The organism is Rhizobium anhuiense, assembly GCF_003985145.1.
Lineage (GTDB): Bacteria > Pseudomonadota > Alphaproteobacteria > Rhizobiales > Rhizobiaceae > Rhizobium > Rhizobium anhuiense.
This window is the reverse complement of the sequence record NZ_ML133521.1, coordinates 778,134-804,297: the sequence shown is the minus strand read 5'-3', so window position 1 is coordinate 804,297 and position 26,164 is coordinate 778,134. Positions and strand designations below refer to the sequence as shown.

Genomic DNA, 26,164 nt, shown 5'->3' with positions numbered 1-26,164 from the left:
TCAGCCGAGCGGCGGCGGCGCGGTCTCGCGGATCAGGCTGCGCACAGTCTCGATATCGCCGTTGAGCGGCCGCTCGTCGCCATAATGGGAAACATGCTGGCGCACGACCTGGTAGACAAGGCCCGTGCCGGCCGCCCGCGGCGCCTTTGCCGCCAGGAAATCATGTGCCTGGGCCGCCGCCATCAGCTCGATCGCCAGGATATATTCGGCATTGTCGATGACGGCGAGCAACTTGCCGACGGCAGCTGTGGGATGCGCCAGGAAGTCCTCCTGCAGGCCGGAAGTCAGCCCACCGTCCATGGCCGCGGGTGCGGCAAGGCGGCGGTTCTCGTTGCTGAGTGCGGCAGCGGTATATTGGGCGATCATGAAGCCGGAATGGCTGCCGGCATCGCTCGCCAAAAAGGGCGGCAGACCACTCACCAGCGGATTGACGAGCCGGTCCATGCGCCGTTCGCTGATCGCGCCGATCTGTGCGAGCGCAATGGCCAGGCTATCGGCCGCCTGCCCGAGCGCCGGGGCAACAGCATGCGCCTCGGAAGAGACGATCGGTTGTTCCGGCGTGCCTGAGACAGCCGGATTGTCGGTCACCGAAGCAAGCTCCTGATCGACGACGCGGGCGGAATTGTCGAAGACATCGCGGGCAGCGCCATGGGCATGCGGCACCGAACGAAGGCTGAGCGCATCCTGCGTGCGCCGGCCGAAGGCGGCGGCGACAAGGCCGCTGCCCTGAAGTCGCGCACGCAGCGTCGCTCCCACCTTCTCTATGCCGGCCGATGGGCGCAACGCCAGCACCGCTGCGTCGAAGGCGGCGATCTGGCAGCCTGCCGCTTCCAGCGTCAGCGCCGCGATCGCATCGGCCCAGTCGAGCAGCCGTTCGGCGCGGGAAAGCGCAACGGCCGTCAGGCCAGTGGCACAGGCCGTGCCGTTGACCAGGCTCAAGCCCTCCTTGGCGCCGAGCACCAATGGTTCGAGGCCGATCGCGGCAAGCGCCTCGCGGCCGCTCAGGCGCCGGCCGGCCAACTGAGCGCTGCCTTCGCCAATCAGGACCAGCGCGGTGTGGGCGTTGTGGACGAGGTAACCGGCAGAACCCTTGGATGGCACGTCGGGAATGCAATCATGTTCCAGCATGGCCGTGAGATGCGCGACGATCTCGCGCCGCACGCCGGAATGGCCATGGGCAAAATTGGCAATCTGCGCTGCGATGATGGCGCGCACCTCGCGGGCATCAAGCAATGGCCCGACGCCGCAGGCATGGCTGAGCACGATGCTGCGCGACAGCAGGCTCTGCGAGGCACGATCGACCACCGTATCGGCGAGCGCCCCGACGCCGGTGTTGACGCCATAGGCGCGCACGCCCGTCTCGACGATGCGCGCGACGATGCGGCTTGCCTGCTCGACCCGCGCCCAGGCGCCGGGCGACAGCGACAGCGCCTCCCCTGCCCCGACGCGCGCGACATCGCGCCAGGTCAGCAATGCATCGATGGTGATCGTCATTGACCGCTTCCGAAATGGCCGATGAACTGGCGGAAGGCGGGTGTGGCGCCGCCGGTGAACATCTCGTCCGGCTTGCCGCTGCTTTCGATCAGCCCTTCGCGCATGAAGACGACGCGGTTCGAGACGTTGCGGGCAAAGCTCATCTCATGGGTGACGACGAGCATGGTCATGCCCTCCTCGGCCAGCGCACGCATGACCCGCAGCACCTCGCCGACAAGCTCGGGGTCCAGCGCCGAGGTCGGCTCGTCGAAGAGCATGACCTTCGGTTTCATCGCCAGCGCCCGGGCGATGGCGGCGCGCTGCTGCTGGCCACCGGAGAGATGGGCGGGATAGGCATGGCGCTTGTCGGCGATTCCGACCTTTTCAAGCAGCGCTTCGGCCTCGGCGATGCAATCGGCCCGCGGACGCTTCAACACATGGATCGGCCCCTCGATGACATTCTGCAGGATCGTCATGTGGGACCAGAGATTGAAGGACTGGAACACCATGCCGAGTTCGGAGCGGATATGGTCCACCTGCTTCTGGCTGGCGGGCTTGCTCTTCCCGTTCTTGTGAACCATTTGAATATGCTCGCCGTCCACCCAGATCTCGCCGTCGGTTGCGGTTTCGAGCAGGTTGATGCAGCGCAGGAAGGTCGATTTTCCGGAGCCGGAGGCGCCGAGCAGCGAAATCACATCGCCGTCTTCGGCATCGAGCGAAATGCCGCGCAGGACCTCGTGCGTACCGAAGCTCTTGCGGATATTGCGGACCGAAAGTCGGGTGACGCCTGGCATGAGTGCTCCAATGGTTAGGCCGCTTACGCCTTCAGCGCCTGCGGAATGGCGCGGCGATGTCGGGACAGCGAATATTCGAGCAAGGCCATGCCCTGCAGGATGATGAAGTTCAGGACGAGATAGATGATCGCCGCGCAGAGGAAGACTTCCATCGTGCGGTAGGTCTGCGAGATCAGCCGCTGGGCAACACCGGTGACCTCCCAGACGGTGACGAGGCTTGCGAGCGCCGTCGACTTCATCATCAGCACGATCTCGGTGGAATAGGCCGGCAGCGCATGGCGGAAGGCAATCGGCGCCAGGATGCGGCGCACCAGCAGGAAGCCGGACATGCCGATCGAGCGCGCCGCCTCTATCTCCTTCGGCGAGACGGCACGGATGCCGCCGCGGAAGATCTCGGCCGTGTAGCCGGCCGTGCAGAGCGCCAGCGACAGCACGGCGCAGACCATCGGCTCACGCAGGAACGGCCAGAGGAAGGAGTAACGGATGACGCCGAACTGGCCGAGGCCGTAGAACACCAGGAACATCTGGATCAGGAGCGGCGAGCCACGGAAGACGAAGATGTAGCCCTTGGCGAAGCCCGAAAGCACCGGATTGCCGCTGACCCGCATCCAGACGATGACGAGCGCCAGCAGGCCGCCGCAGAGGATCGACAGGGAAAACAGGATGAGCGTTGTCGGTACGGCCTTGAGCAGGGTGACCATGGTCGAGGCGATGAAGGTGAAATCCATCATTCCCTCCTTACGCCTGGCCCATGGCGGATGCCGGCATGCTGCGGTTGGCGCGGCGCTCCGCCCCGTTGAAGATGCGGTCCGAAAGGCTGGTCAGGATCAGGTAGAGGCAGCCGCCGGCGATGAAGAACAGGAAATATTGCCGGGTCGAGCCCGCCGCCACTTGGCTGGTGCGCATCAATTCGGCAAGGCCGGTGACGGAGACCAGCGCCGAATCCTTGAGACTGAGCTGCCAGACATTGCCGAGGCCGGGAATGGCCAGGCGAAGCACCTGCGGCATGATGATGCGCCGAAAGCGCAGGCCGCGATGCATGCCGATCGCCGAGGCCGCTTCGAGTTCGCCCTTGGAGATGGCGAGGAAGGCGCCGCGGAATACCTCCGCCTGGTAGGAGCCGGAAATGATGCCGACGGCAAGCGCGCCGGCGATGAATGAAGGCAGACCGAGGAAGCCCTCGTAACCCATCGCCTGGCCGATTGAGGTGACGGCCGAGGAGCCGCCGAAATAGATGAGATAGATGATCAGCAGTTCGGGAACGCCGCGAAATACGGTCGTATAGACGTTGCCGAGCGTGACGAGAACAAGATTGCCGGAGAGTTTTGCCGCCGCGACGGTGGCGCCGAGCACGGCGCCAATCGCCAGCGCCGTCGCCGTCACAGCCAGCGTCATCAAGGCGGCGGCAATGAGCAGCGCGCCCCATCCGGTCGAGCCGAAGCCGAGCAGTTCCAAGCTTGCCATATCGTCCGTTCCCCGTCCGTGGCAGTGTTTTGCGGATTGACAATAACATGCTGTCTCCGGCGATAAAGCCGGAGACAGATGTTTGCGGCCAAAAGGCCGAAACGCTTATTCCTGCGGGCTGACGTCGACCTGGAACCACTTCATCGACAGGTTCTTGACCGTACCGTCGGCAAGAGTCGACTTGATCGCTTCGTTGAACTTGTCGCGCAGGTCCGTATCGGCCTTGCGGATGCCGAGGCCTTCGCCCTCGCCCCAGATCGAGCCGACGATCTCGGGGCCGGTGAAGGCGAGCGTGTCGTTGGCGGTCTTGAACGCGTTGGCGAAATAGACGGCATCGTCGAAGCCGAGGTCGATGCGGCCGTTCTGCAGGTCGAGGTCGCGGTCGGCGCCGGTCTTGTATTCGCGGATTTCGGCAATATCGCCGAAATTGTCATAGACGAACTTGGCGTAGACGGTCGCCGCCTGGATGCCGATCGTCTTGCCCTTGAAGGCGGCCTTCAGCGCGTCGATCTCCTTCACGCCGGTCTGGCCGGGCGTCATCTTGATCGTGGCGCCGGTGCCGGCGGCCTTTGCCAGCGGGCTGTCCTTGGCGGTTGCGAAGGCGGCAGGGGTGGCGGCATAGGGAATGGTGAAATCGATCACCTGCTTGCGCTCTTCGGTGATCGACAGCGCATCCATGATGACGTCGAACTTGCCGGCATTGAGCGCCGGGATCATGCCGTCCCAGTCTGAAGCAACCAGCGTGCACTCAATCTTGGCGCGCTCGCACAGCACCTTGGCGAGTTCGGGCTCGAAACCGCCGAGCGTGCCGTCGGCATTGGTGAGGTTCCAGGGCGCATAGGCACCTTCGAGCGTGATGGTCGCCTTCGTCCAGTCCTTGGAAAAGGCAGGCACGGCAAAAGCGGAAAAAGCCGCCACGCCGCAAAACAGGATTGCGCTAAATTTCATTTGTGAATTCTCCTCTGGAGTTGAAACAGACCTTGCGGCACCACGGCCGATCTGCGCCGGCTTGCCCTTTCCCGTCCTATTTCTGTTTTAAGGACCGATTGGGAGGTTGTATATGGTACCATATGAGATATTTTGTGATATGCAAGAGGAAAGTCGCTTTATGCGGCGAATTCCCTTCGTGCAAAAGGAATAGGCAATGAAGCGTTCCGGCGAGATGAAGCGCGAACTGGCGGAAAATGACAGCACGCCGCTCTATGCCGGCGTCAAGCAGGTGATCCTCGACCGCATCCACAGCGGCGAGTGGCCGCCGAAATACCGCGTGCCGTCGGAAAACGAGCTGGTCGTCGAGCTGGGCGTCAGCAAAATGACCGCCAACCGGGCGCTGCGCGAACTTGCCAACGAGGGCGAACTCGTCCGCATCCAGGGCGTCGGCTCCTTCGTCGCCGAGCGCAAGGGTTATTCGGCGCTGTTCGAGGTCCGCAACATCGCCGAGGAAATCGCCGAACGCGGTCATGTCCACGAAGCCTCCGTCGTCGTTCTCGCCCAGGAAACAGCCTCTCCCGAGGTTGCCGACGCGCTGGAACTGCCGATTGGCGCTGCGGTTTTCCACTCGCTGATCGTCCACAGCGAAAACGGCGTTCCGGTGCAGATCGAGGACCGTTTCGTTCATCCGGAGGCGGCCCCGGAATATCTCGACCAGGATTTTTCGACGCTGACGCCGAACGCCTATCTGACGGCCGCAGCCCCACTCAGCGGTTCAGAGCATGTCGTCGAGGCGGCGATGCCGCAGGCCTGGGAATGCAAATTGCTGACCATCATGAAGAGCGAACCCTGCCTGACGATCCGCCGGCGCACATGGTCGGCAAAACAGGTGGTATCGACCGCCCGCCTCGTCTATCCCGGTCACCGCTACCGGCTGGAAGCGCGCAGCGGCAAGATGTTCGAGGAATGAAAGCAGCGGCCATGTTGTATATGGAACATGGCCCTTATTGTGACGCCGGCGTGAACCGTGCCACCAGCGCGTGACGATCGCCCGGATAGGTGAAGCGCACATGCGTCACCGGCCCGGCGCCGCTCCAGGTGCGGCGTTCGACCACGAGACAGGCGGTGTTGCGTGCTATATCGAGCGCTGCGGCCACTTCGGCATTGGCGGAGACGGCATGGATCCGGTGTTCGGCCGTACTCCAGGGCACCTGGTTGAGCAGCCAGGGACCCGGCGCCATCGCCAGGAAATCGGCATTGGCCGCCTCCGGCACCGTCGCAAGGCTGATCAGTCGCTCCTCCAGGCAAAAGGGCCGCGCGCCGGCATTGTGGATGCAGACGACCTCGACGACCGAGGACGCCACAGGCAGTTCCAGCCGGCGGCTGTCGTCCGCCTTGGCCTTGCGGCTCGTCTTCTTCGATACCGCATAGGAGTAGGGCAGGTTCAGCGACTGCACCTCGGCCTTGATGTCGTGGATTTCGAGAACGGCCGATTGCGCCTGCGGCTGGGTGACGAAGCTGCCGGACTTCTTGCGCCGCTCGATGAGGCCGGCCTTGGCAAGCTGGGTCAGCACCTTGTTCACCGTCATGCGCGAACAGTCGTAGTGCGTGGCGAGATCGACCTCGAAGGGAATACGGTGCCCCGGCGGCCATTCGCCTGAGACGATATGGCCCTCGATGTCGCTCAGGATGCGCTGATGCAAGGTGGGATCCCTGCTTTGGTCCATTACCACGCTCCGGTTGGCTCCCGCTATCTCTTTGTTTTAGCGCAATTCCGGACGCAAACCGCTACGCACTTTTGCTGGAATTGCTCTAATTCGAATATCGGGATGGGAAAAGCTCTTTTTCAGGCGGCAAGCAATTCGCCCATTGCGGCCAGGAACCGCCGGTCGATAGCGTCGCGTTCACGGTGGCGACCGCCTTCCACTTGCTTGCGGCCGCGCGCCCAGACGCAATCGACGGAAACGCCGCCGGCAAACAGCCAGTGGTCGAGGATCTGATCACCCGCGAGATAGGGAACGGCTGAAATATCGAGCGAAACGATATCGGCGTGATGGCCCTTGGCGAGACCTGCCGGCGCTTTCAGCGCGGCACCGCCGCCGGCAAGCGCGTGTGTGAACAGCGAAAGCGCCGTCGAACCGCCGGGGGCTGCGACGACATTGCGGGCGCGAAGCGCCAGGCGCTGCGAATATTCGAGCTGGCGCAGTTCCTCCGGCACGGAGATCAGCACGTTGGAATCCGAGCCGATGCCGTAACGCCCGCCCTCTTCGAGGAAGAGCGGCGCGGCAAAGGCGCCGTCGCCGAGATTGGCTTCGGTGATCGGGCAGAGGCCGGCGATTGCGCCGCTTTTCGCCATTCGCCGCGTTTCGTCTTCGGTCATGTGCGTTGCATGGATCAGGCACCAGCGTTCATCCACGGGCGCATGATCGAGCAGCCATTCCACCGGCCGCGCGCCGGACCAGGCGATGCAGTCCTCGACCTCCTTCACCTGTTCGGCGACATGGATATGTATGGGACCGTCGCCAGCCATCGGCACGAGCCTCGTGAGCTCCTCGGGTGTCGCGGCGCGCAGGCTGTGCGGCGCCAGCCCGAGCTCGGCGCCATCGAGCCGCCCGGTCACTGCCCGGCATCCCTCCATCAGTCTTTCGAAGCTTTCGAGCGAATTGATGAAACGCCGCTGGCCGTCGATCGGCGCAGCGCCGCCAAAGCCGGAATGGGCGTAGAAGACCGGCAGCAATGTCAGGCCGATGCCGGTCTCTGCGCTGGCAGCGCCGATGCGTTCGGCAAGCTCGGCGATATTGGCGTAAGCGCTGCCATCCCTGTCATGGTGGAGATAGTGGAACTCGCCGACGCGGGAAAAGCCGGCTTCCAGCATTTCCGCATAAAGCTTGGCCGCGACGGCCTCGACATGCTCGGGCGTCATCGCCTGGGCAAACTTGTACATAACAGTGCGCCAGCTCCAGAAGCTGTCGTTGGCCGGGCCGCGCACTTCCGCAAGGCCGGCCATCGCCCGCTGGAAAGCATGGCTGTGCAGGTTCGCCATGGCGGGAACGAGCAGCGTGTGGCGTTCATCGCCCGGCTCGGGAGAAGCACCGATTTCGACCCGCGCGATGCGCCCGGCCTCGAGCGTCAGCCGTACATTCTTCTGCCAGCCTTCCGGCGTCAGCGCCGTGTCTGCGTGAAGCGTGGTCATCGCCTTCCCTCTCCTCTTGCCGCGCCGCCGATCTTTCTTTTCCAGAAAAGCGCGCAAAATTTCACTTGTCACCTGTTGATTATGTATATACATGTTTTGGCATAAGGAAAGGCGCAAAGCTGATGACCGGGAACAATTTTTCAGAGGAAGCCTCATCCGCCGACGTCAGGCCGGCGCTTTGGCGCAATGCGCGGCTCGCCACGCTTGCGCCTGGTAAAGAAGGCCTCGGCATCGTCGAAAAGGGCGCCGTGCTGATCGAGAATGGCCGTATCACCTTTGCCGGTGCCGAAAGCGATCTGCCCGCATCGGCCATCGAACATTCCGAGATCGTCGATCTCGAAGGCCGCTGGGTGACGCCCGGCCTCGTCGACTGCCACACCCATATCGTCCACGGCGGCAACCGCGCCCGCGAATTCGAAATGCGCCTTGCAGGCGCCACCTATGAAGAAGTCGCGCGCGCCGGCGGCGGCATCGTCTCCTCGGTGAAGGCGACCAATGCGCTGTCGGTCGAGGAGCTCGTCGCCGAGGCCCTGCCGCGACTCGACACACTGCTTGCCGAAGGCGTGACGACGATCGAGGTCAAGTCCGGTTACGGGCTGAACCGAACCGGCGAAGTGAAGATGCTGCAGAGCGCCCGCCTGCTCGGCCATATCAGACCGGTGCGCGTCGCCACCAGCTATCTCGGCGCCCATGCGACGCCGGTGGAATATAAGGGCCGCAACGGCGATTATCTCGATGATGTCGTCCTGCCAGGTCTCGACGATATGTTTAATCTCGGTCTCGCCGATGCCGTCGACGGCTTCTGCGAGGGCATCGCCTTTTCCACGACCGAGATCGCCCGCGTCTTCGACAAGGCCAAGGCGCTTGGCCTGCCGGTCAAGCTGCATGCCGAACAGCTCTCCAATCTCGGCGGCGCCAAGCTCGCTGCATCCTACGGCGCGCTTTCGGCCGATCACCTCGAATATCTCGACGAAGACGGCGTTGCGGCGATGGCCGCAGCCGGCACCGTCGCCGTGCTGCTGCCCGGCGCCTTCTACGCCATCCATGAGAAGCAGAAGCCGCCGGTCGAAGCATTGCGGCGGGCAGGCGTGCCGATCGCAATCGCCACCGACTGCAATCCCGGCACCTCACCGCTCACCTCGATGCTGCTCACCATGAACATGTCGGCGACGCTCTTCGGCCTCACCGTCGAGGAATGCATCGCCGGCGCCACCCGCGAAGGCGCCCGTGCGCTCGGCCTGCTCGACAAGACAGGAACGATCGAGCCCGGCAAGTCCGCCGATCTCGCCGTCTGGAATACCGAAAGCCTCGCCGAACTCGTCTACCGCATCGGCTTCAACCCGCTTCACGCGCGTATCTTCAAGGGCGAAAGGAACGGTCGATGACCATCACGCTCCACCCGGGCTCCGTCTCGCTCAAGGATTTGGAAATCATCTATTGGACCGGCGAGCCGGCAAGGCTCGATCCCGCCTTCGATGCCGGCATCACCAAGGCCGCCGCCCGCATCGCCGAGATCGCCGCCGGCAATGCCCCGGTCTACGGCATCAATACCGGCTTCGGCAAACTTGCCTCGATCAAGATCGACAGCGCCGATGTCGCGACGTTGCAGCGCAATCTCATCCTGTCGCACTGCTGCGGCGTCGGCGCGCCGCTGCCCGACAATATCGTCCGGCTGATCATGGCGCTGAAGCTGGTCTCGCTTGGCCGCGGCGCCTCCGGCGTGCGGCTGGAGCTGGTACGGCTAATCGAAGGCATGTTGGAAAAAGGCGTCATCCCGCTGATCCCGGAAAAAGGCTCGGTCGGCGCCTCCGGCGATCTTGCCCCGCTTGCCCATATGGCGGCGGTGATGATGGGCGAGGCCGAAGCCTTCTTCGCCGGCGAACGCCTCCCGGGCGCGCAAGCCCTCGAAAGGGCCGGGCTGAAACCGGTGGTGCTCGCCGCCAAGGAAGGCCTGGCGCTCATCAACGGCACCCAGACCTCGACGGCGCTGGCGCTGGCCGGCCTGTTCCGCGCCCATCGCGCCGCACAATCGGCCTTGATCACCGGCGCTATGTCCACCGATGCCGCCATGGGCTCTTCGGCACCCTTCCATTCCGATATTCATACTTTGCGTGGCCACAAGGGCCAGATCGATACGGCATCCGCCCTTCGCGCCCTGCTCGAAAACTCCATCATTCGCCAGAGCCATATCGAGGGCGACGAGCGCGTGCAGGATCCCTATTGCATCCGCTGCCAGCCACAGGTCGACGGCGCCTGCCTCGATCTGCTGCGCTCGGTCGCCCGCACGCTCGAAATCGAGGCCAACGCGGTCACCGACAATCCGCTGGTGCTGTCGGACAATTCCGTTGTATCCGGCGGCAATTTCCACGCCGAACCCGTCGCCTTCGCCGCCGACCAGATTGCGCTCGCCGTCTGCGAGATCGGCGCGATTTCGCAGCGCCGCATCGCGCTGCTGGTCGATCCCACCCTCTCCTACGGCCTGCCGGCCTTCCTCGCCAAGAAGCCGGGCTTGAACTCCGGCCTGATGATCGCCGAGGTCACCTCGGCGGCTTTGATGTCCGAGAACAAGCAGATGTCGCACCCGGCCTCAGTCGATTCGACGCCGACCTCGGCCAATCAGGAAGACCATGTCTCCATGGCCTGCCACGGCGCCCGCCGCCTGCTTGGGATGACCGAGAACCTGTTCGCCATCATCGGCATCGAGGCGCTGACCGCCGCCCAAGGCGTCGAACTGCGCGCGCCGCTGTCGACGAGCCCGGAACTGAGCAAGGCGATCGCCGCCATCCGCAGCAAGGTCCCGACCCTCGATACCGACCGCTACATGGCAAACGACCTCGCCGCCGCTGCCGAACTGGTGGCGACGGGCGCGCTGAACGCCTCGGTTTCAACAGGCATATTGCCGGTATTGGAGGGTTGATCGTGATGTATGTGCATTTGGGTATCGCCCGAGACACCGGAGCACTTTGCCCATGACCACACCATACGAAATTCGTCAGGGCACCTCGCCCGTCATCCTCGGCTTCCCCCACACCGGCACGTCAGTGCCGGCTGAGATCGCCGACCGTCTCAACGACAATGGCAGGATTCTCGCCGATACCGACTGGCACATCCACCACCTCTATGACGGGCTGCTCGACGACGTCACGGTCGTGCGCGCCACATTCCACCGCTACGTCATCGATGCCAACCGAGATCCGGCGGGCGTCAGCCTCTATCCCGGCCAGAACACCACCGGCCTCATTCCCGAAACGGATTTTGACGGCAAGGCGATCTGGAAGGATGGAAAGGGACCTGACGAGGCCGATATTGCGGCGCGGCTGCGGGATTTTCATGCGCCCTATCATGCAGCCCTTGCCGCCGAGATCGAGCGCGTGAGAGCGATCCATGGCGTCGCGATCCTTTACGATTGCCACTCGATCCGGTCCCACATTCCTTTCCTGTTCGAAGGAAAGCTGCCGGATTTCAATATCGGGACCGATATGGGCAAGACCTGCGACAGCGCCATCGAACAGGCGACGCTCACCGTCGTCGAAGCCGCCGAGGGGTACGACCGCGCGCTCAACGGCCGCTTCAAGGGCGGCTGGACGACACGCCATTATGGAAAGCCGGAAACCGGTGTGCACGCGATCCAGATGGAGCTTGCACAATCGACGCATCTCCAGACCGAGGCACCGCCCTTTGCCTATGACGCCGCCAAGGCGGACAGGCTTCGCGTGCATCTCAAAGACATTCTGGTGCGCCTCGAACAGATCGCACCAGGCCTGAAACGCTGACGCCCGAAACCTGACGATTGAAACCTGAGAACAGGGGAACCGCCATGACCAATCCACGCCACAATATCCGTGAAATCCGCGCGCCCCGCGGCAACGATCTCAATGCCAAGAGCTGGATGACCGAAGCGCCGCTGCGCATGCTGATGAACAATCTCGATCCCGACGTCGCCGAAAATCCGAACGAACTCGTCGTCTATGGCGGCATCGGCCGCGCCGCCCGCACCTGGGAGGATTTCGACCGCATCGTCGCGACTCTGAAGACGCTGACGGAAGAAGAAACCCTGATCGTGCAATCCGGCAAGCCGGTCGGCGTCTTCCGCACCCACAAGGATGCGCCGCGCGTGCTGATCGCCAACTCCAACCTGGTGCCACATTGGGCGACCTGGGATCATTTCAACGAGCTGGATAAGAAGGGCCTTGCCATGTACGGCCAGATGACGGCCGGCTCGTGGATCTATATCGGCACGCAGGGCATCGTCCAGGGCACCTACGAGACCTTCGTCGAGGCTGGCCGCCAGCATTACGGCGGCAATCTCAAGGGCAAATGGATCCTGACCGGCGGCCTCGGCGGCATGGGCGGCGCCCAGCCGCTCGCCGCCGTCATGGCCGGCGCCTGCTGCCTCGCCGTCGAATGCAATCCGGATTCGATCGATTTCCGGCTGCGCACCCGCTATGTCGACGCCAAAGCCGAGACGCTCGACGAAGCGCTTGCGATGATCGACCGCTGGACCAAGGCCGGCGAAGCCAAATCCGTCGGCCTGCTCGGCAATGCCGCCGAAATCCTGCCGGAGATGGTCCGCCGCGGCATCCGCCCCGATATGGTCACCGACCAGACCTCGGCGCATGATCCGATCAACGGCTACCTGCCGAAGGGTTGGACGATGGCCGAATGGAAGGCCAAGCGCGAGAGCGATCCGAAGGCTGTCGAAAAGGCAGCGCGTGCCTCGATGCGCGAGCATGTCGAAGCGATGATCGCCTTCTGGAACGCCGGTATTCCGACGCTCGACTACGGCAACAACATCCGCCAGGTCGCCAAGGAAGAAGGCTTGGAAAACGCCTTCGCCTTCCCGGGCTTCGTGCCGGCCTATATAAGACCGCTGTTTTGCCGCGGTATCGGTCCCTTCCGCTGGGCGGCCCTTTCCGGCGATCCCGAGGATATCTACAAGACCGACGCCAAGGTGCGGGAGCTGACCCCCGGCAATACCCACCTGCACAACTGGCTCGACATGGCCAGGGAACGCATCGCCTTTCAGGGTCTGCCAGCGCGCATCTGCTGGGTCGGGCTCGGCGATCGTCATCGCCTCGCATTGGCGTTCAACGAAATGGTCAAGAACGGCGAGCTTTCCGCTCCGATCGTCATCGGCCGCGACCACCTCGATTCCGGCTCCGTCGCCTCGCCGAACCGCGAAACCGAAGCGATGAAGGACGGCTCCGATGCCGTCTCCGACTGGCCGCTTTTGAACGCCCTGCTCAACACCGCGTCGGGCGCCACCTGGGTATCCCTGCATCATGGCGGCGGCGTTGGCATGGGCTTCTCCCAGCACTCCGGCGTCGTCATTTGCGCGGATGGCACGGATGATGCGGCAAAGCGTCTCGAACGCGTGCTCTGGAACGATCCGGCGACCGGAGTCATGCGCCATGCCGACGCCGGCTACGAGATCGCCCTCGACTGCGCCCGGGAAAAGGGCCTGCGCCTGCCCGGCATTCTCGGGAACTGAACCCGGTGAGAATCCTGCGCGCCGGTGATTGTAAACGCATGCCCTGGAAGAACGGCGGCGGCGAAACGGTGGAAATCGCCGTTTCGCCTGAGAATGCTGGTCTTGCCGGTTTCGACTGGCGCGTCAGTATGGCGACCGTCGCAACCGACGGCCCGTTTTCGATTTTTCCCGGCATCGACCGCACGCTGGCGATCCTCGATGGCAACGGCATGGTGCTCGATATCGAAGGCAGCACGCCGGTGCTGCTGACGACGGCAAGCGATCCCCTGGCCTTCCCGGCGGATATCCCCGTCGCGGCCAGGCTCCAGGACGGCGCCATCACCGATCTCAACGTCATGACCCGCCGCGACGGGCTCGCCCACAGGCTGGTCCGGATCGACGTCGATGGCAGCAGCACCCTGCCGCTGCCGCCCTCGACATGCCTGTTCCTCTGCCATGGCGGCGCGCTCTCCTTCCGGCGGGGCGGCGAGACCGGCGCGCTTGCGGCCGGCGATGCGCTGCTGATTGAGGACGCGGCCGCGATCGCGCTTGAGGTCGATGGTGAAGCCAAATGTTATCTCGCATCGATCACCACAGGCTGACTTTCAAACAACGATTTGAAAAGATTGAACAATCGAGAATTTGGCTAGGCATGCGCATCGACTATCCCGATCTCGGGCCATGGACGTCATTCCTGCTTTCGGTCTAAACTTTGCCCTTCTGATGCAGAAGAAGACCTAGACTGCCCGCAACATGCGGGGAGCAAGGGAGCAGGCGTGACGGATCCATACGATATTCTCGGCGTTGAACGCGATGCGGACGAGGCGCAGCTGAAGGCCGCCTACCGGCGTCTGGCGAAAGTTGCCCACCCCGATTCGGGCGGTGATTCGGACGCCTTTGCCAATTTGCAGAAAGCCTATGGGCTGCTTCTCGATCCGGTCCGGCGCAAGGTCTACGACGATACCGGTTACGACGTTGAATTCGCCGATGCCGCCGAGCTGCAGGCGCTCGTGATGATCGAGAAGCTCGTCACCGACGCCGTGCTCGACGAGCGCGCGCCGGGAAGTTTCGATCCCGTCGCTGTCATGCAGGAAAGCCTTTCCGAAGAACTGCGCAAGGCCCGTTTCAGCAAGAGCGAATTGGAGCGCCACGCCTCGCGCATCGGCCTGCATCTGGAACGGCTCGAAAAGCAGTCCGGTCGCGATGTGCTTGCCCACATGTTCCGTGCCCGCATCGAAGCCATCGCCAAAGCGGTCGCGGAAACCGAGGCGAAGATCAAGGCGACCGAACGCGCCGCCGATATGCTCAGCGGCTATGTCTACGACATCGATCCGCCGCCGCTGCCGGATGCCGCGGTCACCAACATCGAATGGGTCGAGACCTCCAGAAACCGCTCCACCGGCTGACGGACGACGCGGCCGATCTTAATAGGACAGTTTCGGATACCAGTCCGGCGCCCGGCCTTCGGGCGTCGCATCGAGCACGGTCCAGAGCGGCATCAGATCAGGTGCGCCGCGCGGATCCTCGCCGGGATCGGCCGTCGCTTCGCCCATCTCCTCGCTCCAGAAATGGCGGATGGTGCCGTCGCGCCGCGTGAAGACGTTGAAGGCGGCGCCATCGCTGCCGTCGCTGCCGATCGCGCGATAGTCGCGGCTGTAATCGTCCGTCATGTCGGAGTAGAGCGGCAGGTGGTGCCAGCCGCGTTCCTTCTTGAAGGCGAGCAGCCTTTCGATCGGCGAGCGGGCGACGATCGCAAGGGCGGCGCGCTGCTGGATGTCAGGTACCTCGCCGTCCCAGGCCGACAGCAGCGAGGTGCACATTGGGCATGGGCGCTCGCGTTGTGGGCCGAACATGTAGCTGTAGACGATCAGCGTATCCTTGTCGGCGAAGAGCTCGGCAAAGGAGATCGGCCCATCGCTGCCTTCGAAGCGGTATTCTTTTGTCACCTCGCCGCCCGGCGGCAGCGCCCGGCGCTGTCTTGCCACGCGCTCGATATGACGGCGCAATTCGATCTCTTCGGCCAGCAGCGCATCGCGGGCGCTGCGATAGGCCTCGCTCTCATTCGGGAAGCGGGCGCCGTTCTTAGCCACAAGCACGGCGGCGGGTACCAGATGCCGATTATCCATGACGATTCCTCCTTCTGTTGCCGCGCGCCTCAGGCGCGCAAAGGACGTGCTGAAGCCACGACCGGGTCGCAGCACATCATTACAAGGACGATCGGCTGATGCGAAAATCGACAGAAGCCGACGGAAAATATTCGCCCCGCGCTTTGGCCGGCCCGGTGCCCGGATCGCCAAAGCCAAGCAGATCAAGATCGCGCGTTCCGAAATGCGGATCATCGAACCAGATCATGATCAGCATTGCGCCCTTCCTAGAGGACGCCGCCCCGAACTCATTTCACCGTCGGCTGCGAAACTCAGTGAACGGTGATCACCGGAATGCCAGCTTCGTCGGCGGCACGGATAAGCGCTGCTCGCGCGTCCTGCGCCGGAATTTCCCCATGAATTGCATGTCGGCACGCACTAATCGCTATAAGGTACTCTTCTCCGTCGTCGATCGGCCAACCAACTGTCAGCATCTCGGCAGCCTGGAAAAGAGTTGCGACAAGCTTGTATTTTTCCGACCCACTCACAACGAACATCAGAGGGGCAAACTCTGCGGATGTGCACCACTTCATGACATTAGGTCTCCCCACAGTAAACATATTAGTAACCGTGCAAGAACCGTTCCGTGATCTTCGCTCGCATGCCGAAGCTCGTTTTGGAGGCCGCATAATGGAAAGGAGAATATTTCTTAAGGGGCGCTTTAGCCGCCTCGGCATCGCCAGCGTCAGCATGGGCACCAGTTGGCAGGGAAACGGTCGCCGGCCTCATTGCCCGCCATGCTGAAGCCACCAAAGCCGCCGACATGCTTATACCAGGCGCCCTTCCCGGTCTTCTGCCTCCTCAGCAAACTCAAACTGCTCCGCGGCGGCATCAGCGAGCGCGGTGTGCCTCTGCAACCGGAAACATTTCATCAGCAGAGCGGCAGAAAGAGATCCCGTAGTCGCCTCCGACTCCGGCACGACAGACGCGGGACTTCCCGCTCTGTTGCCAACGCATGAGTCTCTGTTGCCAACCTACCGGAAGATTGCCTTTGACACATCGCGATAAGTAATATATCTATTCGGTTATATAGCCATGTGGTGATATATGAAAAGCAGCCTCGATGCGATTTTCTCCGCACTTTCAGATCCAACAAGGAGAGCAATTCTTGGGCGGCTTGCTCACGGCAAGGCGACCGTGGCCGAACTCGCAGATCCCTTCGAGCTGTCTCAGCCTGCCATTTCAAAGCATCTCAAGGTCCTGGAACAGGCCGGATTGATCCGCTCCGGCCGTGAAGCGACTTCGCGTCCCCGCGAACTTGAGCCGGACGCATTGAAGAAAATCTCTGATTGGATTGGCGATTACAGACGCTTCTGGGATCAGAGCTTTGATCGTCTCGATGCCTATTTGTCCAAGGTACAAGGATACGAAGATGACAAATCCGGAGACTGATACTGACAACGCCCGCGATCTGGTTTTTGTACGAAGGTTCGATGCCCCATGCGATCTCGTTTTCAGAGCATGGACCGACCCCAAAGCGCTAGCGCAATGGAGCGGTCCTCACGGCTTCAAGGCGGTGGGCGACCAGCTTGAAGTCTGGCCCGGCGGTAGACACCGCGCCTGTCTGATAGCGCCAGATGGAGAGGAGCACTGGGTTAGCGGAAAATACCTTGAAGTCAACCCTCCGCACAGGCTTGTCTTCACACATGCCTGGGAGATCGGAACCGGCGAAAAAAGCCCGGAAACAGTCGTCACCATCACGTTAAAGGAAAGCGACGGAGGAACGGAAATGACATTTCGGCAAAGTGGATTTGAAGACGCATCATCACTTAAGGGTCATGAAGGTGGTTGGTCGCAAAGCTTCGAGCGACTGGGCGTTTTTCTGGGGGCTACGTCCGAAAGGCCGGATCATGAGTAAGGCGGCGATGAAGCTTTACTATTGCGAGACGCTCAATCCTCGGAAGGCCTGCGCCGCTGCCCGTTTTCTTAAAGCCGACGTGGAGTTCATAAGGATTGACCTAGCCAGCGGAGAGCAGCGTACCACGGAATTCCTGGCTCTCAACCCGAACGGGAAAGTCCCTGTGCTGCAGGATGATGCCGGAACCTTGTGGGAAGCGAATGCCATCATGTGCCGATTGTCTGACAGAGTTGGCTCGGATTTCTGGCCGCATGACCACAGGCAGATCGACGTCCTCCGGTGGCTGAGCTGGGACGCGAGTCATTTCACCCGGCACGCGGCAGCCTTGTGGTTTGAATACTTGATCAAACCTTTGTTCGGCGGGGAGCCTGACGTCGCCGTGATCGAAGATGCGAAGACGAGCTTCCGACTACATGCTCGCGTGCTCGACGACCATTTGGCCACTAACAGCGTCGCGGTCGGGAAGACGCTGACTGTCGCAGATTTCGCATTGGCCGCTGCACTTCCTTATGCGACTTCTGCTGAGATTCCACTTTCCGAGTTTACGCATATTCAGGCGTGGTACGAACGGCTTGAACAACTAGATGCGTGGAGAAACCCTTTCCCGGCGTAACAAGGTGCGGCCGCTGTTCCGTGGTTATTATTTCCGCCCACGTTTCTACAAGTCTTGCCGGTAATTCGCGCCACAGGGCCTCGCTTCGCTGGAATCCCTTCCGCCATCAAACGACAAGACGAAAGCGGTGATATGCGCAAGGGCTGTAAAGCAAAAAGGGCGCTCGACCCTTGCGGGGAGCGCCCTTATCCTGTCGGACAACGAACAGTTCGACGACGTCGATACCGTGCGCATCCATTTTTCAGGCAGGGCCGGTATATGGACCCTTTGCGCCCCGGTTTCAAGGGCTATTCGGCAGGACATTGACAAGGCCCGTCAGATGGCAACTCCACTGACGGGATTGACCACCGGTCGTTCGCTCTTGTCCCCGACCCCGGCCGGCTGCACCGCCGGCGGCGCCATCGATTCTGCGTCGGCGGGCTCAGGCTTGTCGGGAACGGCGCCGACATCTTTGGGGCGCCGCTGCTCGGGCTTTACGTTTTGATCATTCGTCGACATTGTCAGTCTCCTTTCAGTGAAGAAGTCACGGCCGTCGACATGGTTCCGACGATGGCATGGAGGATTACCGATGCTTGACAGGTTTCTGCTGCAGGGGCCTCAGGATGCGCGCTTCACGATCCTTCTGGCCCATGGCGCCGGCGCGCCGATGGATTCGGCGTCGATGACAGCAGCGGCAAATGCGCTTGCCGGCGTTGGCTTCCGTGTGGCCCGCTTCGAATTCGCCTATATGGCCGCCCGCCGCACCTCGGAAGGCCGCAAGCCGCCGCCGCGCGCCGAAACGCTCAATCCCGAATATGAGGCGGCCATTGCCACGCTCGGTGCCAGCGGCCCGCTTATCATCGGCGGCAAGTCGATGGGCGGCCGGGTTGCCAGCATGATCGCCGACGATCTTTATCACAGGGGGAAGATCGCCGGCCTGCTCTGCCTCGGCTATCCCTTCCATCCGCCCGGCCAGCCGGAGAAGCTGCGCACCGCCCACCTTACCGGGCTGACGACGCCCGCCTTGATCTGCCAGGGAACGCGCGACGAATTCGGCACACGAGACGAGGTGCCGGGCTATGATCTCTCCGACAGGATCGAGATCCTCTGGCTCGAGGATGGCGACCACGACCTCAAGCCGCGCAAGACGATCTCCGGCTTCTCCAGCGCCGATCACCTCGCCACGATGGCCAAGGCGGCAAAGGCCTGGGCCGAACGATTGCCGGTTTGAGGCTCACCTTGCGATTGCCGATATCAGGCGGCAAGCTTCCTGATATCGATGCGCCGGTCAGTGGCGGAAACGGTGATTTCGAAATGGTCGGCCTGCACGACGTCCCGGATGTTGCGCGGTCTATGCGCGACGATGACCACCCCGCCCCTCAGCCGGACACTGTCATAGAGGATGCCGGCGCCACCGCTCGAGCGGACCTCTTCCCCCAGCACCTGCGACGCCGCATAGCTGGCGCCGTCATAGACATCGGGCCGCAGCAACTCTTCGCCGCGAATGTCGAGGTAATCGCCAATCAGGGTGGCCGCATAGCTTCGATAGGTGCGCGCCATCATCGCCACCCCGCGTGCGACAGCCTCGCGCCGAAGATGGTGGCCGACCTCGGCAGCGGCTGTCCTGAGATCATCGGCGGCATACCAGGCGCCGAGATCAGAGCCGTTGAACCGCATTCCTCCCGGCGCAACATGCAGGAAAGCCGCCATGACGATGCTGGCGTTTGGCGTGCCATAAACCCATTCAGCCTGGGGAAGCCGTTGGATGCGATCGGCGACGAGACGGTCGTTGGTCCAGCCGACGAGTTCCATCACCGCTTCAAGGTCGGACACCCGCGTCACCGTCTCGAAAAGCCCGATCGGTGGAAATTGCGACGGGATCAGCCGGTGTGACGGACGCGGCGCCTCTGCAAAACGATCCCTCACCGGAAGACGATGTCCGCATCTTCGTAAGGCGTGAAGGCTTCGTCGAGCCTGTTCGGCTGCATGTAGAGACCACCGCGCGCGCCGTCGAGAAACCGGCGGACGGTCATCAGCCCGTCCTGGGTTCCGCTGGTCACGATATCAAGTGGCGGATGTCCGCCGAAAACCGGCGCCTGATGCGGCGTGCGCAGCCAGGCGACGCCGGCGCGCTCATCGGCAAAAAGCACACCGAGTGCTTGATGGATGCCGAGCACCGCCGAGATCCGGGTCAGCGTATCGACATCCAGCGTGAAAGCGCCGTGCTCGCGCGCCTGTTTGGCCCAATTGTGGTAGGTCGACCGGGAGGGATAACCGAGCACGAGCAGACGCTGTTCTTCCGTCAGTCCCCAGAGATCGGCGATCGCCAGGAAGGTGCGCAAGGCCGGTGCGCTCAGCCTCTTGCGGTTTGCCGGTGCAAAGCGCTCCATGTCCAGCCGCTGTGGCCCCTGGCCTTCCCGGTGCTCGGTGCGTCGCGCATGCTGCATAACAGCCTCCTGTCTTGAATTAGACATAGTCCAAATCTGGGCATTCGGCAACAGATTTCAAGAATTGCTCCAATGGAGCCGTCACCATAGCCCAGGCAGCAGCCGGTCGCGGACCTTGCGGCGGTATTCGGCGTAACCCGGCAGGTCTCTTGTCAGATGTTTCTCCTCGTCCAGCAGCCGCGCGACAAGTCCGGCAAAGGCAGGAGGGATGGCCAGCAGGCCCCAATAGGAACCGAGCGACAGCGGTATGCCGATGAAGAGCACCAGCGCCGCCGCATACATCGGATGGCGCACGACGCTGTAGAGCCCGCTTGAAATGACCCGCTGATCCCGGCGGATCTCGACCGTTGCCGAAGCGAAGCTGTTTTGCCGCAGCACGAGGAAGCAGCCGTAAAAGCCGGCCGCCATCAGAACATTGCCGAAAATCACGATCGGCGCCGGAACGGCCGACCAGCCGAACCGGTAATCGAGCGCCGAACCGATGAAGAGCGCAATCAGCACAATGCCGTTGAAAAGCTGAATGCGCTTCTGTGCCGGTTCCCGCTCCGCAGCCGGCCCGACATGCAGCCGTTGTTCCAGCAAGGCGCGGTCATATTTCAGGAAATAGGCCGTCGTCGCGACAATCCAGCCGCCAAAATTGAAAAGGAATAGCCAGCCCTGCCAATAGGACAGCGAGCCCGCCGCGATGAAGATCATCGCCGCAAGCACTGCGACGAATTTCACAGTCGCTTCCGTCGCCCGCCTGCCGAGACTCCTCTTCTGATCCTCCATCGGTCCGTCCTCCATTACCTCAGGAAACCTCGCCTGCCGCCTCCCGGATCGTCTGCATCAGGATCGATTGCGGCAGCGACGGCACGGCATCGGCGCGCATCGTCAATCCGACCGGCCCCTTGGTCTCGCCGGTATCGATCGGCAGAAGCGCCAGCCGCCCGTCGGCGACATCGTCGGCCACCACGCCGTGGGAAATGATCCAGATCGCGTCGTTTGCCCGGAGGAAAGCGCGGCCGAAGGAATCCGATACCGTCTCGATCTGGTTGGGCAGGCTGGCGACGCCATTGGCGATGAGAAAATTTTCGACCACCGGCCGGATGATCGAACCCCGCGTCGGCATCAGCACCGTGTAGTTGCCGAAACCTGAAAACAGCGATTGCCGGCCGTCGAGCAGCGGATGGCCGGGGCGCACGGCAAACACTACCTGTTCGGAATAAAGATGCTCGAAGGAAAAGCCGGCCATCTTCTCGGCGCCTGCCAGACGCCCGACGACGACATCGAGATCGCCGACACGAAGCTGCTCCAAGAGCACCGCATTCTCGCCGGTGACGATCTTCACCCGACTCCAGGTATTCTCCTTGAGGAAGAGCTCCATCGCCCGCGGCATGATTCGCGATGACACCGTCGGCAGCGCGCCGATCCGGATCGGCGGCGCTTCGGAAAACTGCTCCTGCGAGACGGAATCGAGACCCTGGCGCAGCGCCGTCAGCGCCGCACCAGCGTGCCGCAGGAAGACCTCGCCGTAACGGGTGATCTTGATGCCGCGGCCGTCGCGCTCGAAGACATCGACACCCAGCACCTGTTCCAGTTCGCGGATCGTCTTGGTGACCGCCGGCTGGCTGACATGCAGCAATTCGGCGGCCTTCATGACGCTCTTCTGCCGCGCCACCTCGACAAAGGTCTGCAGATGGCGAAACTTGACGCGGCTGTCGATCATCGCTCACATAACTCCGAAGTTATCGAAAAGCCTAAAAATATCATTTTACTTAACCGGATCAAACATTCAATTTCGCCTTCAGGAGGAGAATGACGTGCAATTCGCCCGCATAAACGACGTGACGATCCATTATCAGGTCATCGGTGCACCAGCCGACAGGCCGGTGATCGTCTTTACCAATTCGCTCGGGACGGATTTCCGCATCTGGCGCGACGTCGTGGTGCGGCTTGCCGGCGAATTCCCCATCGTGCTTTACGACAAGCGCGGCCACGGCCTGTCCGATGTCGGCCAGCTCCCCTCATCGATTGCGGATCATGCGACGGATCTCGCCGGCCTGCTCGATCTCTTGTCGGTCAAGAAGGCCGTCATCTGCGGCCTCTCCGTCGGCGGCCTCATCGCCCAGTCGCTCTATCAGCGCCGGCCGGACCTGGTCAGTGCCTTGATCCTGTGCGACACCGCCCATAAGATCGGCACAGCAGAGAGCTGGAACGCCCGCATTGCCGCCGTCGAGAAAAACGGCATCGGCAGCATCGTCGACGCCATCATGGAGCGCTGGTTCACGCCGGCCTTCCGCCGGCCCGAAAACACCGCCTATTCAGGCTATTGCAACATGCTGACGCGTCAGCCGGTCGAAGGTTATGTCGCTGCCTGCGCCGCGATCCGCGACGCCGATTTTACCGAAACTGCAAAGACGATCACTGTCCCGACAATCTGCGTCGTCGGCGACCAGGATGGCTCGACGCCGCCCGATCTGGTGCTCTCGACCGCCAAGCTTATCCCCGACGCGCGTTATGAGGTCATCCCCAATTGCGCGCACATTCCCTGCGTCGAGCAGCCGGAAGCGCTGACGGCGGTCATCCGCGCCTTCCTCACATCCATTACGCCTGGAGAAAACAGCCCATGAACGAAACCGCGTCCTCCTCCGAGCGCTATCGCCAAGGCATGGCGACCCGCCGCACCGTGCTCGGCGACGCCCATGTCGACCGAGCCGCCGCCGCATCGACGGAGTTCGACCGTCCCTTCCAGGAATTGATCACCGAAGCCGCCTGGGGCCATGTCTGGTCGCGCCCGGCGCTGACGAAGCGCGAACGCTCGATCGTCACCATCGCTCTGCTCGCGGCGCTCGGCCAGGACGACGAGGTCGCCATGCATGTGCGCGCCACCGTCAATACGGGTGCCTCCCGTGAGGATATCTGCGAGGCGCTGCTGCATGTGGCGATCTATGCCGGCGTTCCCGCCGCCAATCACGCGATCAAGATCGCAAAGCAGACCTTCGCACAGATGGACGCCGACAAGGCGGCCTGAGGGGGAAAAATGTCCGAACGAGCAAATCGCAAACCCGAGACCGGCGCCTTCTTCGGCCGCGACCGTGCCTGGCATGCGCCGGCGCTGACCCCCGGCTACAAGACCTCCCTGCTGCGCGCGCCGCAGCGTGCGCTGCTGTCGCTCGACGGCACGGTTTCCGAAACCACCGGGCCGGTCTTCGGCCATTCGATGATCGGCGAACTCGACAACGACCTGATCCTGAATTATGCGCGCCCCGGCGAAAGCGCTATCGGGGAACGCATCATAGTCCATGGCCGGGTGCTCGACGAGCGTGCCAAGCCGGTTGCCGGCGCCCTGGTCGAGTTCTGGCAGGCCAATGCCGGCGGCCGCTATCGCCACAAGAAGGAAACCTATCTTGCGGCGATCGACCCGAATTTCGGCGGCTGCGGCCGCGCCATCACCGACGAGGAAGGCCGTTACTCTTTTCGCACCGTCCGCCCCGGCGCTTATCCCTGGCCGAACGGCGTCAATGATTGGCGGCCGGCCCATATCCATTTCTCGATCTTCGGCCACGGCTTTGCCCAGCGCCTGATCACCCAGATGTATTTCGAGGGCGATCCGATGATCTGGAAATGTCCGATCGTCGGCACGATCCCCGACAAGGCGGCGATCGAGCAGCTGATCGCGCCGCTCGACTGGGGCAACACGATCCCGATGGATTCACGCGCCTATAAATTCGATATCGTGCTGCGCGGCCGCCGCTCGACGATGTTCGAAAACAGGCTGGAGGGCAACTGACCATGCAGCAGCTCGGCTATCTCAAGGAAACCCCGTCGCAGACGGCAGGCCCCTATGTCCATATCGGCCTGACGCCGAATTTCTGCGACATAAAGGGCGTCTACGACACCGATCTCGGCATCGAGATGGTCAATGACAAGACGCTCGGCGAACGCATCACCGTCACCGGCCGAATCTTCGATGGCGCCGGCGCATTGGTGCGCGATGCCGTTATCGAGATCTGGCAGGCCGACAGCGCCGGCCTCTACAACAGCCCTTCGGAAATGCGCGGAACCGCCGATCCGAATTTCACCGGCTGGGGCCGCTGCCCGACCCGCGCCGAGGATGGCGTCTACAGCTTCGAGACCGTCAAGCCCGGCCGTGTCCCCTTCAAGGACGGCCGTAGACAAGCCCCGCACATCACCTTCTGGATCGTCGCCCGCGGCATCAATATCGGCCTGCATACGCGTATGTATTTCCCGGAGGAGACGGAGGCCAACGCCGCCGACCCGCTGCTGTCCCGCATCGAACATCGCGAGCGCGTCGCAACGATGGTCGCCACCCGCGACGGCGCGACCTGCCATTTCGACATCCATCTGCAGGGTCCCAAGGAAACGGTATTTCTCGATATCTGAGGGTATGCCGGTGGCTTGTTCGGAAAGCCCTGTGCAAGTAGCCTCCCCCTCACCGTCCCTCTCCCCGAGGGGAGAGGGACGTGCCCACGCGAGATTACCTGCCCATAAAGCGCGGACGCCACCGCAGTCCCGTCCCAATAGGGAGAAGGTGGCGGCAGCCGGATGAGGGGCCAGCAAAGCGAGACAATCATGACCGCATCGCCCTTCGACCACCCCTTCCTTTCCGGCCTGCTCGGCGATGATGAAATCGCGCCCTATTTTTCCGCCGAGGCCGATATCCGCGCCATGCTCTCCTTCGAGGCCGCGCTCGCCAGGGCCGAAGCCGGCCATGGCCTCATCCCCGCCGAAGCGGCAAGGCGCATCACCGAAATCTGCGCCGCCTTCTCGCCCGATCTGGCCAGCCTTCGATCGGCAACGGCAAGGGACGGTGTCGTTATCCCCGAACTCATCAAGCAGCTGCGCACCGCTGTCGGCGAGGAAGCGGCCAAGAGTCTCCATCTCGGCGCCACCAGCCAGGATGTCATCGATACCAGCCTGATGGTCCGCCTGAAGGCCGTCGTCTTCCTGTTTGCCGGCCGGCTTTCCGCCATCCTCAAAGGGCTCGATGCGCTCGACGGCCAGTTCGGCCAAAACCGGCTGATGGGCCATACCCGCATGCAGGCGGCGATCCCCATCACCGTCACCGATCGCCTCGAAGCCTGGCGCACGCCGCTTGCGACCTATCGCGACCGCCTGACCGAGCAGAGTTTTCCCGTCCAGTTCGGCGGTGCGGCCGGCACGCTTGATAAGCTCGGGTCGCAGGCCGCAGCCGTTCGCGCCTCGCTCGCCCAGGAACTCGGCCTTGCCGACGCAACGCAATGGCAGAGCGGGCGTCTGCCGATCGCCGATATCGCCGGCCTGTTCGCGTCGATATCGGGCAGCCTCGGTAAGATAGGCCAGGATATCGCGCTGCTCGCCCAGGTCGGCGGCGAAATCGAAATTGCCGGCGGCGGCACCTCGTCGGCGATGGCGCACAAGCAGAACCCGGTTTCCGCCGAAGTCCTGATCTCGCTCGCCCGCTTCAATGCCACTGTTCTCTCGGGCATCCACCAGTCCCTCGTCCACGAGCAGGAACGCTCAGGTGCTGCCTGGACGCTCGAATGGCTGCTGCTGCCGCAAATGACCATGGCAACCGCTGCCTCGTTGCGTCTCGCCGCGGACCTCATGGGAAATATCAAAAGGCTTGGAACTGCCTGACGCCGCGCTGGCGTGCCACGATCTTGACAAAGGCATGCGGTGGATCTGGGCCTGAGGAGGCAGCAATTGTTTTTTCAATCGCGCGCAACCATCTAATAGGCATGACTTGCGGAAAACGCCCCGCCCCAGCAGCCCGTTTACCGAAAACCAACCAAACCGGCTTGCTTTCCGAAGCGA

The 26,164-nt window shown here is 62.7% G+C and carries 31 protein-coding genes; 16 read left to right on the top strand and 15 right to left on the bottom strand.

Annotated features, from left to right (window positions below):
* From EEQ99_RS03955 to EEQ99_RS03935, 5 genes are all read right to left on the bottom strand, one after another.
* The gene (locus EEQ99_RS03955; protein WP_127430028.1) at positions 1-1,494 is read right to left on the bottom strand and encodes an HAL/PAL/TAL family ammonia-lyase; all 1,494 of its coding nucleotides are present in this window, start codon (positions 1,492-1,494) and stop codon (positions 1-3) included.
* Complete coding sequence (locus EEQ99_RS03950) at positions 1,491-2,267, bottom strand: ABC transporter ATP-binding protein (RefSeq protein ID WP_063475979.1); 777 nt, start codon at positions 2,265-2,267, stop codon at positions 1,491-1,493. The genes EEQ99_RS03955 and EEQ99_RS03950 overlap by 4 nt, the downstream gene beginning before the upstream one ends.
* A 23-nt stretch (positions 2,268-2,290) precedes the next feature.
* Positions 2,291-2,995 (bottom strand): ABC transporter permease, encoded by a 705-nt coding sequence (locus tag EEQ99_RS03945; RefSeq protein WP_028759049.1) that lies wholly within the window; start codon positions 2,993-2,995, stop codon positions 2,291-2,293.
* A 10-nt stretch (positions 2,996-3,005) separates the two neighbouring features.
* On the bottom strand, positions 3,006-3,731 hold the full coding sequence (locus EEQ99_RS03940; RefSeq protein WP_028759048.1) for an ABC transporter permease: 726 nt from the start codon (positions 3,729-3,731) through the stop codon (positions 3,006-3,008).
* Positions 3,732-3,836: 105 nt separating this feature from the next.
* Positions 3,837-4,679: a transporter substrate-binding domain-containing protein gene (locus tag EEQ99_RS03935; RefSeq protein ID WP_127430027.1), complete on the bottom strand. Its 843-nt coding sequence runs from the start codon at positions 4,677-4,679 to the stop codon at positions 3,837-3,839.
* A 196-nt stretch (positions 4,680-4,875) separates the two neighbouring features.
* Between EEQ99_RS03935 and hutC (EEQ99_RS03930) the strand changes: the two genes are divergently transcribed.
* Positions 4,876-5,631, top strand: coding sequence for a histidine utilization transcriptional repressor HutC (gene hutC, locus EEQ99_RS03930; RefSeq protein ID WP_028757215.1), 756 nt, complete (start codon positions 4,876-4,878; stop codon positions 5,629-5,631).
* 34 nt (positions 5,632-5,665) lie between these two features.
* Here the strand turns inward: hutC (EEQ99_RS03930) and hutC (EEQ99_RS03925) are convergent, their stop codons facing one another.
* Both hutC (EEQ99_RS03925) and EEQ99_RS03920 read right to left on the bottom strand, forming a co-directional pair.
* Positions 5,666-6,388 carry a histidine utilization transcriptional repressor HutC gene (gene hutC, locus EEQ99_RS03925; RefSeq protein WP_028757214.1) on the bottom strand — a complete coding sequence of 241 codons (723 nt, stop codon included), beginning with the start codon at positions 6,386-6,388 and terminating at the stop codon, positions 5,666-5,668.
* Between the two features lie 119 nt (positions 6,389-6,507).
* Positions 6,508-7,854 carry a formimidoylglutamate deiminase gene (locus EEQ99_RS03920; RefSeq protein ID WP_127430026.1) on the bottom strand — a complete coding sequence of 449 codons (1,347 nt, stop codon included), beginning with the start codon at positions 7,852-7,854 and terminating at the stop codon, positions 6,508-6,510.
* A gap of 122 nt (positions 7,855-7,976) precedes the next feature.
* Between EEQ99_RS03920 and hutI the strand changes: the two genes are divergently transcribed.
* The 6 genes from hutI (at position 7,977) to EEQ99_RS03890 (ending at position 14,730) form a co-directional block, all read left to right on the top strand.
* Positions 7,977-9,239, top strand: a complete 1,263-nt coding sequence (gene hutI / locus EEQ99_RS03915) for an imidazolonepropionase (RefSeq protein ID WP_028757212.1) — start codon at positions 7,977-7,979, stop codon at positions 9,237-9,239.
* The gene (gene hutH, locus EEQ99_RS03910) at positions 9,236-10,771 is read left to right on the top strand and encodes a histidine ammonia-lyase (protein WP_028757211.1); all 1,536 of its coding nucleotides are present in this window, start codon (positions 9,236-9,238) and stop codon (positions 10,769-10,771) included. Before hutI ends, hutH begins: the two co-directional genes overlap by 4 nt.
* Before the next feature lie 52 nt (positions 10,772-10,823).
* Positions 10,824-11,627, top strand: a complete 804-nt coding sequence (gene hutG / locus EEQ99_RS03905; protein WP_028757210.1) for an N-formylglutamate deformylase — start codon at positions 10,824-10,826, stop codon at positions 11,625-11,627.
* 44 nt (positions 11,628-11,671) lie between these two features.
* Positions 11,672-13,345 carry a urocanate hydratase gene (gene hutU / locus EEQ99_RS03900; RefSeq protein WP_028757209.1) on the top strand — a complete coding sequence of 558 codons (1,674 nt, stop codon included), beginning with the start codon at positions 11,672-11,674 and terminating at the stop codon, positions 13,343-13,345.
* 5 nt (positions 13,346-13,350) lie between these two features.
* Positions 13,351-13,926 carry a HutD/Ves family protein gene (locus tag EEQ99_RS03895; RefSeq protein ID WP_028757208.1) on the top strand — a complete coding sequence of 192 codons (576 nt, stop codon included), beginning with the start codon at positions 13,351-13,353 and terminating at the stop codon, positions 13,924-13,926.
* A gap of 174 nt (positions 13,927-14,100) precedes the next feature.
* Positions 14,101-14,730 carry a J domain-containing protein gene (locus tag EEQ99_RS03890; protein ID WP_028756049.1) on the top strand — a complete coding sequence of 210 codons (630 nt, stop codon included), beginning with the start codon at positions 14,101-14,103 and terminating at the stop codon, positions 14,728-14,730.
* Positions 14,731-14,748: 18 nt separating this feature from the next.
* Here the strand turns inward: EEQ99_RS03890 and EEQ99_RS03885 are convergent, their stop codons facing one another.
* The 3 genes from EEQ99_RS03885 to EEQ99_RS03875 form a co-directional block, all read right to left on the bottom strand.
* Entirely contained in the window at positions 14,749-15,450 is a 702-nt protein-coding gene (locus tag EEQ99_RS03885) for a DUF899 family protein (protein ID WP_028757207.1), read from the bottom strand.
* Positions 15,451-15,529: 79 nt separating this feature from the next.
* Positions 15,530-15,685, bottom strand: a complete 156-nt coding sequence (locus tag EEQ99_RS34865) for a hypothetical protein (protein ID WP_174824428.1) — start codon at positions 15,683-15,685, stop codon at positions 15,530-15,532.
* Positions 15,686-15,740: 55 nt separating this feature from the next.
* Positions 15,741-16,001 carry a DUF982 domain-containing protein gene (locus EEQ99_RS03875; RefSeq protein ID WP_028757206.1) on the bottom strand — a complete coding sequence of 87 codons (261 nt, stop codon included), beginning with the start codon at positions 15,999-16,001 and terminating at the stop codon, positions 15,741-15,743.
* Positions 16,002-16,515: 514 nt separating this feature from the next.
* On the opposite strand from EEQ99_RS03875, the gene EEQ99_RS03870 reads away from it, so the two are divergent.
* From EEQ99_RS03870 to EEQ99_RS03860, 3 genes are read left to right on the top strand one after another with little or no spacing between them, the layout of a single operon-like run.
* On the top strand, positions 16,516-16,860 hold the full coding sequence (locus tag EEQ99_RS03870; RefSeq protein WP_028757205.1) for an ArsR/SmtB family transcription factor: 345 nt from the start codon (positions 16,516-16,518) through the stop codon (positions 16,858-16,860).
* The gene (locus tag EEQ99_RS03865) at positions 16,841-17,326 is read left to right on the top strand and encodes an SRPBCC family protein (protein WP_080759865.1); all 486 of its coding nucleotides are present in this window, start codon (positions 16,841-16,843) and stop codon (positions 17,324-17,326) included. Before EEQ99_RS03870 ends, EEQ99_RS03865 begins: the two co-directional genes overlap by 20 nt.
* On the top strand, positions 17,319-17,939 hold the full coding sequence (locus EEQ99_RS03860) for a glutathione S-transferase family protein (RefSeq protein ID WP_028757559.1): 621 nt from the start codon (positions 17,319-17,321) through the stop codon (positions 17,937-17,939). The genes EEQ99_RS03865 and EEQ99_RS03860 overlap by 8 nt, the downstream gene beginning before the upstream one ends.
* A 315-nt stretch (positions 17,940-18,254) precedes the next feature.
* On the opposite strand, the gene EEQ99_RS03855 is transcribed toward EEQ99_RS03860, so the two are convergent.
* Entirely contained in the window at positions 18,255-18,437 is a 183-nt protein-coding gene (locus tag EEQ99_RS03855) for a hypothetical protein (protein ID WP_028756053.1), read from the bottom strand.
* 70 nt (positions 18,438-18,507) lie between these two features.
* Here EEQ99_RS03855 and EEQ99_RS03850 point away from each other — a divergent pair, with 70 nt between their 5' ends.
* The gene (locus EEQ99_RS03850) at positions 18,508-19,149 is read left to right on the top strand and encodes an alpha/beta hydrolase family protein (RefSeq protein ID WP_028756054.1); all 642 of its coding nucleotides are present in this window, start codon (positions 18,508-18,510) and stop codon (positions 19,147-19,149) included.
* Between the two features lie 23 nt (positions 19,150-19,172).
* Here the strand turns inward: EEQ99_RS03850 and EEQ99_RS03845 are convergent, their stop codons facing one another.
* The 4 genes from EEQ99_RS03845 to pcaQ all read right to left on the bottom strand — a co-directional run bounded on the left by EEQ99_RS03845 (position 19,173) and on the right by pcaQ (position 22,073).
* Complete coding sequence (locus EEQ99_RS03845) at positions 19,173-19,844, bottom strand: RES family NAD+ phosphorylase (protein ID WP_028757560.1); 672 nt, start codon at positions 19,842-19,844, stop codon at positions 19,173-19,175.
* Entirely contained in the window at positions 19,841-20,365 is a 525-nt protein-coding gene (locus EEQ99_RS03840; RefSeq protein ID WP_028757561.1) for an MbcA/ParS/Xre antitoxin family protein, read from the bottom strand. Before EEQ99_RS03840 ends, EEQ99_RS03845 begins: the two co-directional genes overlap by 4 nt.
* Positions 20,366-20,446: 81 nt before the next feature.
* Positions 20,447-21,136, bottom strand: coding sequence for a methyltransferase family protein (locus tag EEQ99_RS03835; RefSeq protein WP_028757562.1), 690 nt, complete (start codon positions 21,134-21,136; stop codon positions 20,447-20,449).
* A 19-nt stretch (positions 21,137-21,155) separates the two neighbouring features.
* Positions 21,156-22,073 carry a pca operon transcription factor PcaQ gene (gene pcaQ / locus EEQ99_RS03830; RefSeq protein WP_028757563.1) on the bottom strand — a complete coding sequence of 306 codons (918 nt, stop codon included), beginning with the start codon at positions 22,071-22,073 and terminating at the stop codon, positions 21,156-21,158.
* Between the two features lie 94 nt (positions 22,074-22,167).
* On the opposite strand from pcaQ, the gene pcaD reads away from it, so the two are divergent.
* The 5 genes from pcaD (at position 22,168) to EEQ99_RS03805 (ending at position 25,987) form a co-directional block, all read left to right on the top strand.
* Positions 22,168-22,977 carry a 3-oxoadipate enol-lactonase gene (pcaD, locus tag EEQ99_RS03825; RefSeq protein WP_028757478.1) on the top strand — a complete coding sequence of 270 codons (810 nt, stop codon included), beginning with the start codon at positions 22,168-22,170 and terminating at the stop codon, positions 22,975-22,977.
* Positions 22,974-23,378 carry a 4-carboxymuconolactone decarboxylase gene (gene pcaC, locus EEQ99_RS03820; RefSeq protein ID WP_028757479.1) on the top strand — a complete coding sequence of 135 codons (405 nt, stop codon included), beginning with the start codon at positions 22,974-22,976 and terminating at the stop codon, positions 23,376-23,378. The genes pcaD and pcaC overlap by 4 nt, the downstream gene beginning before the upstream one ends.
* Before the next feature lie 9 nt (positions 23,379-23,387).
* On the top strand, positions 23,388-24,137 hold the full coding sequence (gene pcaH, locus EEQ99_RS03815; protein ID WP_028757480.1) for a protocatechuate 3,4-dioxygenase subunit beta: 750 nt from the start codon (positions 23,388-23,390) through the stop codon (positions 24,135-24,137).
* Between the two features lie 2 nt (positions 24,138-24,139).
* Entirely contained in the window at positions 24,140-24,751 is a 612-nt protein-coding gene (pcaG, locus tag EEQ99_RS03810) for a protocatechuate 3,4-dioxygenase subunit alpha (protein WP_028756260.1), read from the top strand.
* Positions 24,752-24,940: 189 nt separating this feature from the next.
* Entirely contained in the window at positions 24,941-25,987 is a 1,047-nt protein-coding gene (locus tag EEQ99_RS03805) for a 3-carboxy-cis,cis-muconate cycloisomerase (RefSeq protein WP_028757481.1), read from the top strand.
* Positions 25,988-26,164: the final 177 nt, after the last annotated feature.

What these genes read in the sequence shown, in the direction of transcription:
- EEQ99_RS03955 (WP_127430028.1), bottom strand. Translation starts at nt 1,494, where the DNA reads ATGACGATCACCATCGATGCATTGCTGACCTGGCGCGATGTCGCGCGC.
- EEQ99_RS03950 (WP_063475979.1), bottom strand. Translation starts at nt 2,267, where the DNA reads ATGCCAGGCGTCACCCGACTTTCGGTCCGCAATATCCGCAAGAGCTTC.
- EEQ99_RS03945 (WP_028759049.1), bottom strand. Translation starts at nt 2,995, where the DNA reads ATGGATTTCACCTTCATCGCCTCGACCATGGTCACCCTGCTCAAGGCC.
- EEQ99_RS03940 (WP_028759048.1), bottom strand. Translation starts at nt 3,731, where the DNA reads ATGGCAAGCTTGGAACTGCTCGGCTTCGGCTCGACCGGATGGGGCGCG.
- EEQ99_RS03935 (WP_127430027.1), bottom strand. Translation starts at nt 4,679, where the DNA reads ATGAAATTTAGCGCAATCCTGTTTTGCGGCGTGGCGGCTTTTTCCGCT.
- hutC (WP_028757215.1), top strand. Translation starts at nt 4,876, where the DNA reads ATGAAGCGTTCCGGCGAGATGAAGCGCGAACTGGCGGAAAATGACAGC.
- hutC (WP_028757214.1), bottom strand. Translation starts at nt 6,388, where the DNA reads ATGGACCAAAGCAGGGATCCCACCTTGCATCAGCGCATCCTGAGCGAC.
- EEQ99_RS03920 (WP_127430026.1), bottom strand. Translation starts at nt 7,854, where the DNA reads ATGACCACGCTTCACGCAGACACGGCGCTGACGCCGGAAGGCTGGCAG.
- hutI (WP_028757212.1), top strand. Translation starts at nt 7,977, where the DNA reads ATGACCGGGAACAATTTTTCAGAGGAAGCCTCATCCGCCGACGTCAGG.
- hutH (WP_028757211.1), top strand. Translation starts at nt 9,236, where the DNA reads ATGACCATCACGCTCCACCCGGGCTCCGTCTCGCTCAAGGATTTGGAA.
- hutG (WP_028757210.1), top strand. Translation starts at nt 10,824, where the DNA reads ATGACCACACCATACGAAATTCGTCAGGGCACCTCGCCCGTCATCCTC.
- hutU (WP_028757209.1), top strand. Translation starts at nt 11,672, where the DNA reads ATGACCAATCCACGCCACAATATCCGTGAAATCCGCGCGCCCCGCGGC.
- EEQ99_RS03885 (WP_028757207.1), bottom strand. Translation starts at nt 15,450, where the DNA reads ATGGATAATCGGCATCTGGTACCCGCCGCCGTGCTTGTGGCTAAGAAC.
- EEQ99_RS34865 (WP_174824428.1), bottom strand. Translation starts at nt 15,685, where the DNA reads ATGCTGATCATGATCTGGTTCGATGATCCGCATTTCGGAACGCGCGAT.
- EEQ99_RS03875 (WP_028757206.1), bottom strand. Translation starts at nt 16,001, where the DNA reads ATGAAGTGGTGCACATCCGCAGAGTTTGCCCCTCTGATGTTCGTTGTG.
- EEQ99_RS03870 (WP_028757205.1), top strand. Translation starts at nt 16,516, where the DNA reads ATGAAAAGCAGCCTCGATGCGATTTTCTCCGCACTTTCAGATCCAACA.
- EEQ99_RS03865 (WP_080759865.1), top strand. Translation starts at nt 16,841, where the DNA reads ATGACAAATCCGGAGACTGATACTGACAACGCCCGCGATCTGGTTTTT.
- EEQ99_RS03860 (WP_028757559.1), top strand. Translation starts at nt 17,319, where the DNA reads ATGAGTAAGGCGGCGATGAAGCTTTACTATTGCGAGACGCTCAATCCT.
- EEQ99_RS03855 (WP_028756053.1), bottom strand. Translation starts at nt 18,437, where the DNA reads ATGTCGACGAATGATCAAAACGTAAAGCCCGAGCAGCGGCGCCCCAAA.
- EEQ99_RS03850 (WP_028756054.1), top strand. Translation starts at nt 18,508, where the DNA reads ATGCTTGACAGGTTTCTGCTGCAGGGGCCTCAGGATGCGCGCTTCACG.
- EEQ99_RS03840 (WP_028757561.1), bottom strand. Translation starts at nt 20,365, where the DNA reads ATGCAGCATGCGCGACGCACCGAGCACCGGGAAGGCCAGGGGCCACAG.
- EEQ99_RS03835 (WP_028757562.1), bottom strand. Translation starts at nt 21,136, where the DNA reads ATGGAGGATCAGAAGAGGAGTCTCGGCAGGCGGGCGACGGAAGCGACT.
- pcaQ (WP_028757563.1), bottom strand. Translation starts at nt 22,073, where the DNA reads ATGATCGACAGCCGCGTCAAGTTTCGCCATCTGCAGACCTTTGTCGAG.
- pcaC (WP_028757479.1), top strand. Translation starts at nt 22,974, where the DNA reads ATGAACGAAACCGCGTCCTCCTCCGAGCGCTATCGCCAAGGCATGGCG.
- pcaH (WP_028757480.1), top strand. Translation starts at nt 23,388, where the DNA reads ATGTCCGAACGAGCAAATCGCAAACCCGAGACCGGCGCCTTCTTCGGC.
- pcaG (WP_028756260.1), top strand. Translation starts at nt 24,140, where the DNA reads ATGCAGCAGCTCGGCTATCTCAAGGAAACCCCGTCGCAGACGGCAGGC.
- EEQ99_RS03805 (WP_028757481.1), top strand. Translation starts at nt 24,941, where the DNA reads ATGACCGCATCGCCCTTCGACCACCCCTTCCTTTCCGGCCTGCTCGGC.